Source organism: Lysinibacillus sp. 54212 (assembly GCF_036662795.1).
Classification (GTDB): domain Bacteria; phylum Bacillota; class Bacilli; order Bacillales_A; family Planococcaceae; genus Lysinibacillus_B.
In genome coordinates this window covers 1-15,584 of record NZ_JBAFWZ010000001.1, presented here as the reverse complement: position 1 = coordinate 15,584, position 15,584 = coordinate 1, and the positions used below count along the sequence as shown (strand labels likewise).

The following is a 15,584-nucleotide window of genomic DNA, read 5'->3' as shown; positions in this document are numbered from 1 at the left end:
TCTCGTATTTTTAATTTTAATTTATTTAAATACTTGCGCTGCTTTGACCGCTTTATGCCAGCCACTAAACAGCTGTTCTCGACGATCCTCTTCCATTTCCGGGTCAAATTTTTGATCTAATTGCCAATGCGCCTGTAGCGATTGTTGGTCCTCCCAGAAGCCAACTGCTAGACCCGCTAAATAAGCTGCTCCTAGGGCAGTTGTTTCATTAACTGCCGGACGATCTACTGGTACGTTTAAAATATCAGCCTGGAACTGCATTAAAAAGTCATTTGTAACAGCTCCGCCATCTACACGTAAAGTTTTTAAATCGATTCCAGAATCAGATTGCATAGCATCTAATACATCACGTGTTTGGTAGGCAAGAGATTCTAATGTTGCACGTACAAAATGCTCCTTCGATGTACCACGTGTTAGTCCAAATACTGCTCCGCGTACATCACTATCCCAGTATGGAGTTCCTAGACCCACGAAGGCAGGTACAACATAAACACCATCCGCATCCTCAACCTTTGTTGCATAAGCTTCGCTTTCTGCAGAACTTCTAAACATCCGTAGGCCATCGCGTAACCATTGAATAGCCGATCCTGCTACAAAAATACTGCCCTCTAAAGCGTAATTGACTTTACCATCAATTCCCCAAGCAATCGTTGTAAGTAGACCGTGCTCTGAACGAACGGCCTCTTCACCTGTATTCATTAACATAAAGCAACCTGTGCCATACGTATTTTTTACCATCCCTTTTTCATAACAAGCCTGTCCGAACAGCGCAGCTTGTTGATCCCCAGCAATTCCAGAGATTGGCGGTGAATAACCAAAGAAATGTTTACTCGCTACTTCACCGTAAATTTCGGATGAAGGACGAACTTCCGGCAGCATTGATGATGGGACATTTAAGATTTCCAGCAAATCCTCATCCCATTTCAAATCATAAATATTATACATTAATGTTCGTGATGCATTAGAGTAGTCCGTGACATGTACAGCACCCTCAGTTAACTTCCAAATAACCCACGTATCAATCGTGCCGAATAATAATTCACCATTTTCAGCCTTCTCACGAGCACCTTCAACATGATCCAATATCCATTTGACTTTTGTGCCAGAAAAATAGGCATCAATTAGTAAGCCCGTCTTTTCTCGTACCATCTCATCATGACCAGCCTCTTTTAGCTCTTCACAGATTTCAACTGTTTGACGAGATTGCCATACAATCGCATTGTATATAGGTTCACCTGTATTTTTATCCCATACAACAGTCGTTTCACGTTGATTCGTTATACCAATACCCTCAATTTGAGTAGCTTGAATATTATTCTCTGATAATACTGTAGCAATTACAGATAAAATTGAACTCCAAATTTCTGCGGGACTATGCTCTACCCAGCCTGATTTAGGAAAGTGCTGTTTAAATTCTCGTTGTGCAACATGCGCAACATTTCCTTTATTATCAAATAGAATCGCTCTTGAACTAGTCGTTCCTTGATCAAGTGCCATAATGTACTTTTCCATTTCTATATCCCCCTATACACTGCTTTTCACTGTTGATTTATAAGCTGCCGCAAAAATCGCCAACACAACGACTAATACAATCCAGAATAACATTGTATTTTCATCTAAGAAAAATTGCTTATAAAATAAAGCGCCGAACATCCCACCGATAATTGGCCCTACGACTGGGATCCAGGAATAAGACCAATCAGAATCACGTTTACCAGGAATCGGTAAGAAATAGTGCGCGATACGCGGGCCTAAATCACGTGCTGGATTAATTGCGTAACCAGTCGGTCCTCCTAAACTCATCCCAATACCAATAATAAGTGCACCAACTATAATGGGATTTAACCCTTCTGTAAATTCATTTGCCCCTATTGCAAGTATACCAAGGACAAGCGCAAACGTACCAATTAACTCGGTTGCAATATTAGCCGCTGTATTACGGACTGCAGGAGCTGTTGCAAACACCGCTAGCTTTAAATCTGGATTATTCGTTAAACCCCAATGTGCACTATAAGCAAAAAATACTATAATTCCACCTAAAATCGCACCAATCATTTGTGCAACAATATATACCGGCACATCACTCCAAGCGAATTCTCCAATGGTAGCAAGTCCAATTGTTAATGCAGGATTTAAATGTGCGCCGCTAATCCCGCCCACTGAATACGCTGCAATTGCTACAGCAAGACCCCAGGCAATTGTTATCACTACCCATCCACTATTTTCAGCTTTAGAGTTTTTCAGCAAACTACCTGCAACGACCCCGCCCCCAAATAAAATGAGAATCATCGTACCAATGACTTCCCCTAAAAAAGCTGACAATTGTTCTCCTCCTTTTATTCAGCTCTTACCATACGTATTTCATCCTCTAATTCATCCCGATACACCTTTTCTATTTCCTCAGACCAATTAAACATGTTACTCATCGTTTGAATCACATCAAATTTATACTGATTAACAAAGGAAATATTGAAATATAATGCGCCAGTTCGACGAATAAAGAAGTCAACCGGTTTTGCAATGGATTCATTATATATACTATACATAAGCTGTGCATATATCGCAGGAGGTAGTAAACCTGTTGCTTCCCTTACATGTTGAAAAACAATTTCTATATTCGTGCCATACAGTCGAACTAGCCGCTCACTTTCCTCAGCTAATCCAAGCATCTCCCCTTTCACACGTTTTGCAAGAACATACTGCTCAAAATACTTTGAACCAAACAAATCCCCACCAGAAATAGGCATTTTTTTAGTTGCACACGGTAAATAGGTATTATTAGTTTCTTTCTGTAATTGTTGACAAATGACATCTACTATTTTTTCTGCCATTTTACGATATCCAGTAAGTTTGCCACCAGCAATCGTGATAACCCCATGTTTCGATTTCCAAATTTCATCCTTACGCGAAATCTCAGATGGACTTTTCCCCTCTTCATGAATAAGAGGTCGTACACCTACCCAACCCGATTCAATATGTGTACTATTTAATGTTAAGTTAGGGAACATATAAGAGATTGCTTGTAAAATATATGCAGCGTCTTCGTCGGTAATACGTAAATCATTCGGATCCCCTTTATAAAACGTATCCGTCGTACCTACATACGTTTTCCCATCACGAGGAATAGCAAAGACCATACGATTATCTGGGGAATCAAAATAAATTGCTTGATGTAACGGGAAGTCAGAACCATCAAACACTAAGTGAATCCCTTTAGACAAAATGATATGCTTCCCTTTTACCTCGCCTTCTAAAGATCGTACTTGGTCAACCCACGGACCCGCTGCATTCACCACTTTTTTTGCCCTAATGTTATGTCGCTTCCCTGTTAGCCCATCCTCAACAGTAACCGTTATAAATGGGGAACTTTCTGCGTCAATAGCGATTGCTTTCATATAATTAAATAGTTGTGCTCCACGATCATTCGCTGCTTTTATTACCTCTATTGTTAATCTTGCATCGTCCGTACGATATTCGACATACATCCCACCACCAAGTAACCCTTGTGCTTTTAGGAGTGGCTCCCTAGCTAGCGTTTCTTCTCTTGAAAGCATAAAACGACGCTCATTCCGTTTTACACCCGCTAACCTATCATAAACATTTAACCCGATAGATGTTGTAAACTTACCGAATGTTCCACCTTCGTGAAAAGGCAGCAGCATCCAAATTGGCGTCGTTACATGTGGAGCGTTTTCATATACAATTTCGCGTTCACGCCCTAATTCTGCAACCTCTTTAATCTCGAGCTGCTTTAAATAACGTAAACCACCATGAACAAGCTTTGTAGACCTGCTTGAAGTACCGCTTGCAAAATCCTGCATCTCCACTAACACGACTGATAAGCCTCTAGTAACTGCATCCAAGGCAATACCAGCCCCTGTTATCCCTCCCCCAATAATAAGTAAATCTACTATTTCCTGTTCAGCATTCGATATCAGTAATTCCCTATCTAATACAGAGAATGTTCTCAAAATACCACCTCTTCGTTTTAAAAATTATTATTGACTATTTTCAGTGCATTATATGTGCGGTTAAACGAGAATTATTCAATACCTGAAGAAACAGATAGCGAAAAAGCATCAGGTGAAATTGGAGGCTGGTCATAAAGACGCTCCAAAAGCAAAATTTAGTAGAGATATTTAAAAATAATTTCATTAAAATTATGGTAAAATAATACAACAATAGTTATATGAAAAGAAATACTACGTAAGGAGATGCTTATTTGAGTCAGTTTAACCATTCTTTAGAAACAAATAGATTAATATTAAGGCCATATAATAAAGAGGATTATTTGCATTGGTTAACCCAATTTAATAATCGAATGCCTTCTCAACACAAATATGACGACGGTAAAATAGATATGAGTATTTGTACTATAGATTGGTTTGAAAAATTAGTGCATAACCACCAAAGAATGGCTTCAGAGGACAAAGTGTATGTATTTGGTATTTTCCGAAAAGAAGATCATGTTCATTTAGGTACAGTTGATTTCTCAACCATTATGAGGGATGAATTTCAATGGGCAAGATGTGGATATACGATTCACAACCATTTTTGGAGCCAAGGATATGGTAAGGAGTCTGTAAAAGGTGCAATAAGACTCGCTTTTGAAAAACTACATTACCACCGTATCGAAGCACACATTAATCTCGATAATACACCTTCAATAAAATTAGCAGAAAGTGTTGGTATGAGATTTGAATGTGTAAGAAAAGGATTTATTTTCGAATTTGATGAATGGACTGACAACTTAATTTACTTTATAAATTCAAAGTAAACGGACAAATAGATGCTTGTCATTATTTATTAAAACTGAATATAAAAACGCTTGGATTTTTTCCCAAGCGTTTTTATATTCCTTTATCTTATGCAGTTGTTACTCTGTAACTTGAGCATTCTCAAATTGGATTGCTGTAATGTGTACATTTACTTCATTCGTTTCAATCGCAAGCATATTTAATATAGCTTGGCGAATCGAAGTTTGTACCTCTTTCGCAACCTTTGGAATGGAGAAACCATATTTCACGGAGCAGAACACGTCAATAACAAGCTGCCCTTCATCTGTTGTGGATGTTTTTATTCCCTTAGAATGCACTTTTTTACCGAAGCGTTCAACAACACCTGATGCAAAGTTACCACGTGTTGCTGCTACACCCTCAACATCCGTCGTCGCAATACCAGCGATAACTTCAATTACTTCTGGTGCTACCTCAATTTGCCCTAACTCTTCTTTTCCAACCGGTGTTGATTGTGCAAATGATTTTGTTATTTTCTCAGCCATCATTTCCATCCTCTCTTTAGGCAAAGAAACAAGCCGTTTCTTCCCAACACTTATCTACCTCTATAGTATACTACACTTTTTATCCAGGCGCTTTCGGAAAGTATAGATAAATTGATAAATGATTGATTATGATTTATAAATCCCTGGAATCAACAGATAGTAAAAGCAACATCAATTGCCTCTATTTTACCATTTATCTTCCAACGTGTTATACTATTTTAAGATTGTTTTATGCCTAAAATGAAGTTTTATAGATTGGCGACTATTGTTCGACCAGGGCTCCTACGAGGTATTATATTTATCAAATATCCCTTTAGCATATAGCCACAGTATTGGAGGAAAATATTTTGTCTAACGAAAAAGCTTCAAAAATAGAAAAATGGAGATCTAAATTCGCTGCACTAGCTGTTGCTTTAGGTTGCTTGTATAGTGCCATAAGAAATTGGGGCGATGATTGGTTTATGACTGCTTTATTTGGATTAGGTGTAATAATATGCGGAACTATAGCCTTTTTTGATATGAAGAGAAACTAGAAGGGAATCAATTAAAGATGGCCCTTAACAATAAAAACCCTCTAACTCCAAAAAGTTAGAAGGTTTTTATATTTGGTTGTTTCGAATCTACGAAACAATTATTTTTTTGCTACACCTAATACATCGTTCTCTTCTAGGAACTTCGTATTGAATTTAGCAGATTGGAATACTTCGTTGTTCATTAGTGCTTGGTGGAATGGAATTGTCGTGTTGATTCCAGGACCAGAAACTTCGAACTCAGAAAGTGCACGGTTCATTTTTGCAATTGCTTCTTCACGAGTATCTGCGTGAACGATTAGCTTTGCAACCATTGAATCGTAGAATGGTGGGATTGTGTAGCCAGCGTATACTGCTGAATCGATACGTACTCCGTAACCACCTGGTGTTACGTAAGTGTCTACTGTACCAGCTGATGGCATGAAGTTTTTGTATGCGTTCTCAGCGTTGATACGGCACTCAATTGCCCAACCATTGATTTTAATATCTTTTTGCTTGAATGGAAGCTTAGCTCCACTAGCAATTTTTAATTGTTGTTGAACTAAGTCAACACCAGTGATCATTTCAGTTACTGGATGCTCTACTTGGATACGAGTGTTCATTTCCATGAAGTAGAAACGGTCTTCCTGATAGTCGTAGATAAACTCAATCGTACCAGCACCCTCATAGTTACAAGCAATAGCTGCTTTAACTGCTGCTTCACCCATTTCTGCACGGCGTTCTTCTGATAACGCTGGAGATGGAGCTTCTTCAACAAGTTTTTGCATACGACGTTGAACTGTACAGTCACGCTCACCAAGGTGAACAACATTTCCATGACCATCTGCTAATACTTGAATTTCACAGTGACGGAAGAACTCGATAAATTTCTCTAAGTATACACCTGGGTTACCGAATGCTGCAGCAGCCTCTTTTTGTGTAATTTCGATACCTTTTACAAGATCTTCTTCTGTACGAGCTACACGGATCCCTTTACCGCCACCACCAGCAGTTGCTTTGATGATAACTGGGTAACCGATTTTTGCAGCCCATTCTTTACCTGTTTCGATATCAGGAACGATACCTGTACCTGGAACTAAAGGAACGTTTGCTTTTTCCATTTCAGAACGCGCAACGTCTTTAATACCCATGATTTTGATTGAGTGTGATGATGGACCGATAAATTTAATACCAGCGTTTTCACAAGCCTCTGCAAAATCAGCGTTTTCTGCTAGGAACCCGTAGCCAGGGTGAATGCCGTCAGCACCTGTTTTTTGCGCTACGCCTAATACAGCTGGGAAACTTAAATATGAGTCTTTCGATAATTTTGGACCAATGCAATATGCCTCGTCTGCAAGCTTTACGTGAAGTGCATCAGCATCTGCCTCTGAATATACTGCGACTGTTGAAATACCTAGTTCTTTACATGCACGAATAATACGTACTGCAATTTCACCACGGTTTGCAATTAATACTTTTTTCATGTTAGTAGCGCTCCTTACTCAGGTTTCACTAAGAATAATGGTTGACCGTATTCTACTAATTGACCGTCTTTAACTAGTATTTCTACGATTTCACCTGTGATTTCAGCTTCGATTTCGTTGAATAATTTCATTGCTTCTACGATACATACGATTGATTCTTCGCCTACTTTATCTCCAACCTTCACGTATGCAGGTGAGTCTGGTGATGGAGCTTGATAGAACGTACCTACCATTGGTGATGTGATTTTATGTAAGTCTGCATCTGCGCTTACTGGTGCTGCTGGAGCTTCTTCTTTAACTGGTGCAGGAGCCGCTGCAGGAGCTGGTGCTGCTGGAGTTTGTTGTACAACAGGAGCTGCTACAGCTTCTTTTTTAGGTGAGACTACTTCAGTAACTACACCATTCTTTTTTAGTTTAACTTTTGCGCCGTCTGCTTCGTATACGAATTCGTCAATTGTTGAAGCATCAACTAATTTGATAATTTCACGGATTTCTTGGACTTTGAACATTAATAACTCTCCCTTAAACGTAATTTTAAACTACGAGTTCTATTGTATAATTTATTTTATGATTTTGAAATAGGTATTTTAAAAATTAAAAAAATTTCACATAAATAAGTACAAACGCTTACATATTCAATACAAAATTGCATTTCCCTGCTATATAACAACACTGAAAATATAGAATTTTCCGACCCTCTTTTACATTAATAGTAAGATGATTGTGGTTTTACTGAAACATCAACGGCATCTTCTAGTTCTGATCTAACGATATATACAATTTCATTTGCCTGTGCAGGTGAGATTTCATTAGTCATGACCGATACTGCTACCTTTTCCCCTTCAATACGTACCAATGTATCTGAATAGCCTAGTGATTTGATTAGCATTTCCAACATCGCCTCAGATGATTCAAGCTTTATTAAATTATTCATATCATTAAATGCTTCGTTTTTTTCCTCTGCTGAATATTGCTCTGATGCCATTTTAGCTACAAGCTGATCACGAAGCTGACTTCTTTCATTGTCTATTTCCATACGCATTTCCTCAAATACATAGCTATCTGATTCTACAGCCTTTGAGTCATCAACACCTGTTAAAATAGTCTCGTCCAAATCACCATCAGAGAAAATAGTTGTAAAATCAATTTTATTTGTTGGCTCAAATAAATAATACACTGAGATTACTGCTGCTAAGCTTAGCAACGTTAAAAACCATACTGTTCTTCTTTTCACTTTCATTGTGATCCCCCTTTTTCCATTGGTAATATAACAATACGATGGGCCGGCAATTGCAATACCCGACTAACCGTGTCTGTTAGTTGGCGCTTTATCTCCATCGAGTCTGCACCTTCCGAAACAATTAATACACCTGTATAGGATGGGTTATTACTAGAATCTTCGAAATAGCTACTTAAAATAGAACGTTCATTTTGGATTGTTTCAGCATGTAAATACACTTCTACTTGTCCAACGCCTGCAATTTTTGAAAGCGTTGCTGCTAGCTGTGCCTCTATACCTTGCTCTTTTTCTGGCACACTATTAGTTGTCTGAAGAAAGAAAAATAGTGTTACCGCAACTACAACGACTAAAATTATACTAAGCTTTTGTTGTCCCACATATTGCTTGCACCCCTTTCTATACAAGTCACCCTATTGTATGAGCACAATATCGTAAATATACTTTAGGATTTTACTAATTAAGAAAAAAAGTGAAACGAAAATGGCTAGTTTAATATAGACAATAAACTGTGCTTCCTCGGTCAAATGTAATAAAACTCTTCCAAGTAATATGATTGACAGAAATTCCATCATAGACTTTTCCCCATTCCGATTTGAAGCATTAAAAACAGTAGTAACCAGACAACAATAAATCCAACTGCTAGTAAAATAGCAACAGCACAAAGGATTAGTAACGATTTACCAATATCATCGAGAAGTCCACTTATTCGACTATTTGTAAATGGTTCTGATACTGCTGCCGCAAACTTGAAAGTAAACGCATATATGAGTAGGGTTAACGCTGGATAGAAGGCAACTACTAATACAGTTGTGATCGTTGAAAGGCCCGTTAGTGTAGTAGCTGTGGATTGGAATTTTTTTAATAATGAAATACCCTGTACTAGTAAAGAACCGATAATAGGAATATTTTGCTCTATTATTTTTTTTATAGGTGAAGCTAGAGCCTCATTTAATGTATAAAAGGCAACAGAGGAAAAAGACAAAATTGAACTGAGTCCGATGATGGCTGCCGTAATTAAGCTTAATATGACTTTTCGTATCAGTTCGGCTGCTTTTGCAAATGAAATTTCAGGTAGGATTCGTGTACAAATATCGAGTAGCACAGAAAGAACGAGCCCAGGGATGAGCAATTTTTCACAAATATAAACGAGCAGTTCGATAATGAAAATAATAACCGGGCTCCAGGCAATCAGTGATAGCACAGATTGCATAACAACTAACACGGAAGTTACGATAGGGATTAGTGCTAAAAAAAATGCCGAAAATACTGAAGCTAAATTATGCAAGGTGACGAATGCCTCAACAACCATATCCCCTAACGCCATTAATAATAAAAAAAGTAATATCGTTGTATACAAATTCATTCTTTTGGAATCGAACGCTTCTAGCATTAAATAAAAGAGAACATACAATAACACTAATAAAACAATTTGCAATGCTTGTGAAATCGGCGACGTTAACGGTGCAAGTAATTGTTCCATTGAAAACTCCTATTGAAGCATTTGTAGTAGCTTGGACAGCTTCGAAAAAATGGGTGCCATTTCCTTCAGCCATAAACTAAGAATAAAAATACGCACTGCCAATTGTACAAGCTCGGCTAGCGCGTCATGTTCATTTTGTTCTAAAAGAGCTCCAAATAATTTTCCTAATATAAACAAAAATGCCGAATACAATAATAAGCGACTGTAAGGAAGACCATTTGTCATTTGTGCTAGTTCACTTAAAAATGGGCGTAGCAATAATGAATACACACGCTCGAAAAATATAAAAAAGAACATCACAGTAAATATTGGTGTCAGCTTGTCCATAGAACCTTTAATTAATAGAAGGAGTAGTAGTAATATAATAGAATATAGTAGAAGTACCATCGTTAAGAGGCAGTTAACCAGCGTAAAAATAATGCGATTTCATCAAAGAATAGACGTAAAAACCGAATTAATTCGGCTGTCATATATAAATAGGCAATGAAAAATAAGAAAAACGAAAACTCCTTCTTCCCAGTCTGCTCAAAGAATACATGTAATAACGCAATCACAAGCCCTACACCAGCAACTCTTAATACATCTTGTAGCTCCACTTTTTTTGCCTCCTCGTGTACCGTATTATATGAAGACGTGCATTTATTCAGAACATTTATTAACTATTCGATTTTCCCAATTAATAAAACATAAGATTTATAATAGAAGAAAACCGCGCAAGACCTTCCTGCGCGGCATATTTTTATTGGATTGTAATTTGAATTTCGCGTAAATCTTTTGCACCAGAGCGCCATGTCCGAATATCTTTGTCTGTATAGCTGTCAATATCAGCAGTTAAAATACTAATCCTCTCATCGTTTAACCAGTTATATTTTTCAATTGGTAATGTGTACTCCATAAAATATTCTTTTCCTGATGCTGGATTTAACAGCTTCATTGTTGATAAATCAACTGCAACTAGTCTGTGACGAATCACTTCTTCTGAGGTGATTTTTGCAAATCGGATTAGTGCTCGTTTCATATTCGGAGAGAATTCTGCATATTCATCGACTAGCCCTTCCCCAATAGCTAAAGTTTGTATCCCCGCTGTCGATTCTTTCACTAAAAAAACATTGCAAGTATTCTGTTCACACGCAGTTTCCAGGAAGAAATATTTAGCAGAGGAGTCTGGTAAATAGAGTTCTATATAAGCCATCTTGCTAACTTCAAGTCCGTAATCACTACTTTCCTGAAGACGCTCTCTTATCGGTGGCATATCGGCTACAATAAATGATTTCGCTTCCCCTGTTAGCTTACTTTTTACGGTTACAGTATCAGGCATTTCTGCATTAACAGGTACTTCAACGTTAACTTCCTCCTCTTGCTCCACATAAGGTGTACCAATTGACGCCAACTCTGAGCTCACAACATAATTATCCTCTTTACTTTTAAAGTTATGCTTAATAACACCATAGTTTTTTGCAAGAAATACGTCGTTTTGAGATGCGTCACTTTCTTCACGTAACACGAGCACATGAGAAAACTCACCAAAAACTGTTTCCAGATTCCCATCAGTTTCTACAACCGTTTGATTTCCTAGTTTCATTCCCTGTTCTATCGGTAGTTTTAAAAAGACCGATTGAGTTGCCATCCCTTCAAGCTTATCAATATCGGTCGTTCTTACTGTCTCTTCTGCAATCTCCTCTTCTAGCACTAACCTAATTTCATCTTCCGTAATTCGATATACCCTCTCCACAACTGCTCCGCCATTATCCTTTATAAGCTGTACATATCGATCTGATAGCCAGTACGTTGTTTCTCTATAGCTAGCAAACTCATTGCCGACACCTTTGTAATAGGCGGTTGTTCCATCTTCCATAAAATAAGCCTTTAACTCATCCTCGTAAGTTGGGGTTGGTTTTTCAATGGCTGTTTGTTGCTCCTGATCGAATAATGGATAGAGTAAAAAAAGAAGCACCGCTGTCGTGACGATTGATAACGCTACATAGTAAAACCTATTCCTGTTGTTCTTGCGTTTTTGTTGATTTACCTTTTTTCTCACACGAATCGCCCTTTCCTTTGTATTCCCCATTTTCGAAAGCAACGCATCCTTAATATCATTCATCTGCTAGCACCTCCCAACGTTCATCGATTAACCGATCCTTTAGCAGCTGCCTTGCTTTCCGTAAGCGCGTTTTTACCGTATTTTCTGATAGGGCTAATGTGACAGCGGTCTCTGCCACCGTCAGCTCCTCGAAATAGTAAAAGATAATTACTTCACGATATGGGAGTGGTAATCCGAGCACTGCTTCCGCAAGCTGCAACCGTTCATCCCTTTCGACGATTCGATTTCGCTCGCTACTTTTAGTGAAAAACTTATTGGTCAATAGATGTGTACGATAGCGCCAGCTTTTTAAATAATCCTTACACTTATTGATGAGCATTCTTGTTAAGTACGTTTTAATTGAGGCGCGTGCTGCAAATTGTGAGGATTTTTCATAGTACGTAAGAAACATGTCTTGCACAAGGTCCTCTGCTGCCTGCCAATCATGCACATATAAATAGGCAATCTTCAAAAGTGGTTCGGTATACAGTTCCATCAATTCCCTAAAAGTCTCTTCAGAAATCCGACTCACGATTCCCCTTCCTTTCTTTACATATTAGACGATTGTGGTTGACGCTTCGTTTTAATGAAATGAAAAAAGACTGAGAAAAATTTCTCAGTCTAAATTTCGAGTAAGTTCATCTAATAATATGTGTACAGGTGCCCGTTTCGCCATATAGCTGTTTTCACCCATCCAGAGTGATAAGTACTCTGGCTTTCCGATTTTACCACTCTTTTGCCGGATCGTGATTGTTAAATGATGCTGTAATGGATATGGTGCAACAACGGCATCCTTTAGCGCCTCGGTAAATGTATTCTTCAAACCGCGCGCATATTTACCAGTAAATGCTTTCGTTAATGTCGTATCCTTTTCCTTAGAGTGAAGAATGGCTTCTTTATGCAGCTCATTCACTTCACTTTCTTCAGCTGTTAATAGTGCTGTACCCACCTGAACAGCACCTGCACCAAGATTAAGCATTTCTCCCACATGCTCACTCGTCATAATGCCGCCTGCTGCAATGATTGGAATCGACACCCCACTGACTACATTTCCCATTAATTCACGTAGTGGAACAAGCTGCAGTGGCTCAGTAAATGACCCACGATGACCACCCGCCTCACTTCCTTGTAAAACGACCGCCTGTAAGCCGGCTCTCTCCACCGCGATTGCTTCTTCAAGTGTAGTTGCCGTACCGATTACAAAAACGCCGTTATCCTTTAAGCGTTTAATTACCTCTTGCTCAGGAATGCCAAATGTAAAGGAGAGAATCGGTACCTTTTCATCAATTACAGCTTGTACTTGCCCAGAAAATACCTCGTCTGAAATAACCTTCGAAACGCCCTCAATCCCAAGCTCCTCATAAATCGGCTGAAGTGCCATTCGAGCATCTTGTAGTACTCCAATGTCAATCTGAGGCTCCTCTTGGATAAATAAATTCACGGAAAACGGCTTATCCGTTAGTTTCTTGACTTCCCGAATAAAGTCTCTTGTTTCTTCACCATTTAAATATCCAGCTCCTATACTACCTAGGACACCTGCCTCACAGCAAGCTGCCACAAAACGAGGAGACGTCGCCCCTGCCATTGGTGCTTGAATAATCGGTTTTTCAATATTAAATTTTTTCAGCATTAACCATCACCCCATACAAAAATTGTAAAGGATACTTCGGAAATATACCACATGGTTCGAGAAACAATTTTATGTTTATCTAATTTCCCTGATGCGAAAACGAAATTTAGTTAGAAAAACTAGTTTTATTAATAAATACTTTTATGTTGATCTTATTAATATTTATAGACACCTTCATAAAACATGCTCAGAACAAAAAGATATTTACAACAACATCCGTAAGTACTTTTCAAAATTCACACCAGCTTCTCGCGGAATTCTTTCCTGTGATGTATCATCAATTGCGGCTGCAAGGAATGACTCCGCAAGCTTCATCGACTGAACTAAATCCTGCCCCCGCATCATACCGCCCATGATAACGGATGCGAATAAGTCACCTGTGCCAGAATAACTTTCTCCGTTATATTCACGTAAGCTATAGAATGAACGATTCGAATCAATATACATATTCCCGACATTTCGTTTGTCTGAATCTGCACCTGGTGGGTTCAAGCCGGTAATAATGACCTTTGCCCCTGTGGCCTGGTGCAACTTCTGACCGGCCTCCTCGAGTGCTTGTATATAATCCTTTTGCTCTTTATAACTATGTAGCTTTTCATAAGAAAGACCTGTTAGCAAGCAGCATTCCGTCGTATTGGGCGTAATCATATCTGCCCGCTTTACAAGCTCTTTCATTCGATCAAGCAGCTCGCCTGTATACAGTTTATACACCTCACCCATATCTCCCATCACTGGATCAACTAGCAACGTCGTATCACTCGTATGAAACTCATTTAAAAACTGAAAAATATTATCGATTTGCTCTTTTCCTGTGACAAAGCCAGTATGAATACCATCAAAGGATGCCCCAAGCTTACGCCACTCCGTTACAAAGTGATCCATCTTTGCGGTCAGATCCTCGCAATAAAAGCTCGGATACCCCGTTTGCGAGGTTAAGATTGCGGTCGGTAAGGGTACTGCCTGAACCCCCATCACTGATAGAACTGGCAACGCAGCTGTTAATGAGCACTTCCCAAAGGATGACATATCCTGAATAACTGCAACTTTTTTCATAAAACACTCCACCTAACTCATCTCTCTTCAATACTTTTATCGTATCATAAATAACAGAAGTCGAAAATGTACCTTTGCTCTGACACTTACACGTTCAATCTGACCTTATATTTTTTTGTCAAATTGACACTTTTATGATAGTCAATCCTCTGCTAAAGTTATCTCAGAATTCAAAATAGTGAGGAAGAGAAAGATGCAAAATATTCAAAGTCAGTCGTTTACAAAATTACGGACGAAAACACTTGATTTAGTCATTACGGCAATACTAGCAGCACTTGTTTTTGTTGCAACAGTATTTATTAATATTAAGCTGCCGATCGGACAAGGTGGACTGATTCACTTAGGTACGGCGATGCTATTTATTGCGGCGATATTATTTGGACCAAAAAAGGGTGCATTGGCTGGAGCAATCGGAATGGGCTTATTCGATATCGTAGGTGGCTGGTTAATTTGGGCACCGACAACAATCATTGCACGGGCACTTCAAGGCTATATCGTTGGGAAAATCGCTTGGTCTAACGGAAATAAAGGCAACAACATCACATTAAACATAATAGCAGCAGTTGTTTCAATGCCGGTAATGATCTCAGTTTATTACGTTGGTCAAGCAATCATGTTTAATAGCTGGATTGCCCCAATGGCATCAATACCTGGAGATGTAATTCAATGTGTTGTTGGTTTAATCATCGCAATTCCAGTTTGTATCGTACTGAAAAAAACGCCTTATTTTAAAAAGAATTTTTAATACCAAAGGAAACACGCCTCCTCAGTTTAAAGTGTACCCTTTGTAAAGGACATTTTGAAAAAAGCCTAGGCAACTTGTTGAA

18 protein-coding genes are annotated in these 15,584 nt (G+C 38.6%); 3 read left to right on the top strand and 15 right to left on the bottom strand.

Going from position 1 to position 15,584, the window contains the following annotated elements; genetic code table 11:
- Positions 1–21 precede the first annotated feature (21 nt).
- The 3 genes from glpK to V4T18_RS00080 are packed head-to-tail and all read right to left on the bottom strand — an operon-like array spanning position 22 to position 3,971.
- On the bottom strand, positions 22–1,512 hold the full coding sequence (gene glpK, locus V4T18_RS00090) for a glycerol kinase GlpK (protein ID WP_332645222.1): 1,491 nt from the start codon (positions 1,510–1,512) through the stop codon (positions 22–24).
- Between the two features lie 12 nt (positions 1,513–1,524).
- Positions 1,525–2,322 (bottom strand): MIP/aquaporin family protein, encoded by a 798-nt coding sequence (locus tag V4T18_RS00085; protein ID WP_332645221.1) that lies wholly within the window; start codon positions 2,320–2,322, stop codon positions 1,525–1,527.
- A gap of 14 nt (positions 2,323–2,336) precedes the next feature.
- The gene (locus V4T18_RS00080) at positions 2,337–3,971 is read right to left on the bottom strand and encodes a glycerol-3-phosphate dehydrogenase/oxidase (RefSeq protein WP_332645220.1); all 1,635 of its coding nucleotides are present in this window, start codon (positions 3,969–3,971) and stop codon (positions 2,337–2,339) included.
- A gap of 251 nt (positions 3,972–4,222) precedes the next feature.
- Here V4T18_RS00080 and V4T18_RS00075 point away from each other — a divergent pair, with 251 nt between their 5' ends.
- Positions 4,223–4,777: a GNAT family N-acetyltransferase gene (locus V4T18_RS00075; protein ID WP_332645218.1), complete on the top strand. Its 555-nt coding sequence runs from the start codon at positions 4,223–4,225 to the stop codon at positions 4,775–4,777.
- Between the two features lie 99 nt (positions 4,778–4,876).
- On the opposite strand, the gene V4T18_RS00070 is transcribed toward V4T18_RS00075, so the two are convergent.
- On the bottom strand, positions 4,877–5,281 hold the full coding sequence (locus tag V4T18_RS00070) for an Asp23/Gls24 family envelope stress response protein (RefSeq protein WP_332645217.1): 405 nt from the start codon (positions 5,279–5,281) through the stop codon (positions 4,877–4,879).
- A 347-nt stretch (positions 5,282–5,628) separates the two neighbouring features.
- Here V4T18_RS00070 and V4T18_RS00065 point away from each other — a divergent pair, with 347 nt between their 5' ends.
- Positions 5,629–5,814 carry a hypothetical protein gene (locus tag V4T18_RS00065; protein ID WP_332645216.1) on the top strand — a complete coding sequence of 62 codons (186 nt, stop codon included), beginning with the start codon at positions 5,629–5,631 and terminating at the stop codon, positions 5,812–5,814.
- A gap of 98 nt (positions 5,815–5,912) precedes the next feature.
- On the opposite strand, the gene accC is transcribed toward V4T18_RS00065, so the two are convergent.
- The 11 genes from accC to V4T18_RS00010 all read right to left on the bottom strand — a co-directional run bounded on the left by accC (position 5,913) and on the right by V4T18_RS00010 (position 14,757).
- Positions 5,913–7,274, bottom strand: a complete 1,362-nt coding sequence (gene accC / locus V4T18_RS00060) for an acetyl-CoA carboxylase biotin carboxylase subunit (protein ID WP_332645215.1) — start codon at positions 7,272–7,274, stop codon at positions 5,913–5,915.
- 14 nt (positions 7,275–7,288) lie between these two features.
- Positions 7,289–7,783 carry an acetyl-CoA carboxylase biotin carboxyl carrier protein gene (gene accB, locus V4T18_RS00055; protein ID WP_332645214.1) on the bottom strand — a complete coding sequence of 165 codons (495 nt, stop codon included), beginning with the start codon at positions 7,781–7,783 and terminating at the stop codon, positions 7,289–7,291.
- Between the two features lie 197 nt (positions 7,784–7,980).
- Positions 7,981–8,514, bottom strand: coding sequence for a SpoIIIAH-like family protein (locus tag V4T18_RS00050; protein WP_332645213.1), 534 nt, complete (start codon positions 8,512–8,514; stop codon positions 7,981–7,983).
- Entirely contained in the window at positions 8,511–8,891 is a 381-nt protein-coding gene (locus V4T18_RS00045; protein WP_332645212.1) for a hypothetical protein, read from the bottom strand. The genes V4T18_RS00050 and V4T18_RS00045 overlap by 4 nt, the downstream gene beginning before the upstream one ends.
- Before the next feature lie 191 nt (positions 8,892–9,082).
- Complete coding sequence (locus tag V4T18_RS00040; RefSeq protein WP_332645211.1) at positions 9,083–9,994, bottom strand: stage III sporulation protein AE; 912 nt, start codon at positions 9,992–9,994, stop codon at positions 9,083–9,085.
- 9 nt (positions 9,995–10,003) lie between these two features.
- Positions 10,004–10,381, bottom strand: a complete 378-nt coding sequence (locus V4T18_RS00035) for a pyruvate formate-lyase (protein ID WP_332645209.1) — start codon at positions 10,379–10,381, stop codon at positions 10,004–10,006.
- A gap of 2 nt (positions 10,382–10,383) precedes the next feature.
- The gene (locus V4T18_RS00030; RefSeq protein WP_332645208.1) at positions 10,384–10,590 is read right to left on the bottom strand and encodes a stage III sporulation protein AC; all 207 of its coding nucleotides are present in this window, start codon (positions 10,588–10,590) and stop codon (positions 10,384–10,386) included.
- 143 nt (positions 10,591–10,733) lie between these two features.
- Positions 10,734–12,095, bottom strand: coding sequence for a hypothetical protein (locus V4T18_RS00025; protein WP_332645207.1), 1,362 nt, complete (start codon positions 12,093–12,095; stop codon positions 10,734–10,736).
- Positions 12,088–12,606: a sigma-70 family RNA polymerase sigma factor gene (locus V4T18_RS00020; RefSeq protein WP_332645205.1), complete on the bottom strand. Its 519-nt coding sequence runs from the start codon at positions 12,604–12,606 to the stop codon at positions 12,088–12,090. The genes V4T18_RS00025 and V4T18_RS00020 overlap by 8 nt, the downstream gene beginning before the upstream one ends.
- 84 nt (positions 12,607–12,690) lie before the next feature.
- Positions 12,691–13,704 (bottom strand): NAD(P)H-dependent flavin oxidoreductase, encoded by a 1,014-nt coding sequence (locus tag V4T18_RS00015; protein WP_332645204.1) that lies wholly within the window; start codon positions 13,702–13,704, stop codon positions 12,691–12,693.
- A 204-nt stretch (positions 13,705–13,908) separates the two neighbouring features.
- Positions 13,909–14,757, bottom strand: coding sequence for a pyridoxamine kinase (locus tag V4T18_RS00010; protein ID WP_332645202.1), 849 nt, complete (start codon positions 14,755–14,757; stop codon positions 13,909–13,911).
- A gap of 193 nt (positions 14,758–14,950) precedes the next feature.
- Between V4T18_RS00010 and V4T18_RS00005 the strand changes: the two genes are divergently transcribed.
- The gene (locus V4T18_RS00005; protein ID WP_332645201.1) at positions 14,951–15,502 is read left to right on the top strand and encodes an ECF transporter S component; all 552 of its coding nucleotides are present in this window, start codon (positions 14,951–14,953) and stop codon (positions 15,500–15,502) included.
- The last annotated feature ends 82 nt before the right edge of the window (positions 15,503–15,584 follow it).

Excerpts from the sequence above, each read along its gene's own strand:
- accC (WP_332645215.1), bottom strand. The coding sequence starts at position 7,274 with ATGAAAAAAGTATTAATTGCAAACCGTGGTGAAATTGCAGTACGTATT.
- glpK (WP_332645222.1), bottom strand. The coding sequence starts at position 1,512 with ATGGAAAAGTACATTATGGCACTTGATCAAGGAACGACTAGTTCAAGA.
- V4T18_RS00005 (WP_332645201.1), top strand. The coding sequence starts at position 14,951 with ATGCAAAATATTCAAAGTCAGTCGTTTACAAAATTACGGACGAAAACA.
- V4T18_RS00025 (WP_332645207.1), bottom strand. The coding sequence starts at position 12,095 with ATGAATGATATTAAGGATGCGTTGCTTTCGAAAATGGGGAATACAAAG.
- V4T18_RS00035 (WP_332645209.1), bottom strand. The coding sequence starts at position 10,381 with ATGGTACTTCTACTATATTCTATTATATTACTACTACTCCTTCTATTA.
- V4T18_RS00050 (WP_332645213.1), bottom strand. The coding sequence starts at position 8,514 with ATGAAAGTGAAAAGAAGAACAGTATGGTTTTTAACGTTGCTAAGCTTA.
- V4T18_RS00040 (WP_332645211.1), bottom strand. The coding sequence starts at position 9,994 with ATGGAACAATTACTTGCACCGTTAACGTCGCCGATTTCACAAGCATTG.
- V4T18_RS00070 (WP_332645217.1), bottom strand. The coding sequence starts at position 5,281 with ATGGCTGAGAAAATAACAAAATCATTTGCACAATCAACACCGGTTGGA.
- accB (WP_332645214.1), bottom strand. The coding sequence starts at position 7,783 with ATGTTCAAAGTCCAAGAAATCCGTGAAATTATCAAATTAGTTGATGCT.
- V4T18_RS00010 (WP_332645202.1), bottom strand. The coding sequence starts at position 14,757 with ATGAAAAAAGTTGCAGTTATTCAGGATATGTCATCCTTTGGGAAGTGC.
- V4T18_RS00015 (WP_332645204.1), bottom strand. The coding sequence starts at position 13,704 with ATGCTGAAAAAATTTAATATTGAAAAACCGATTATTCAAGCACCAATG.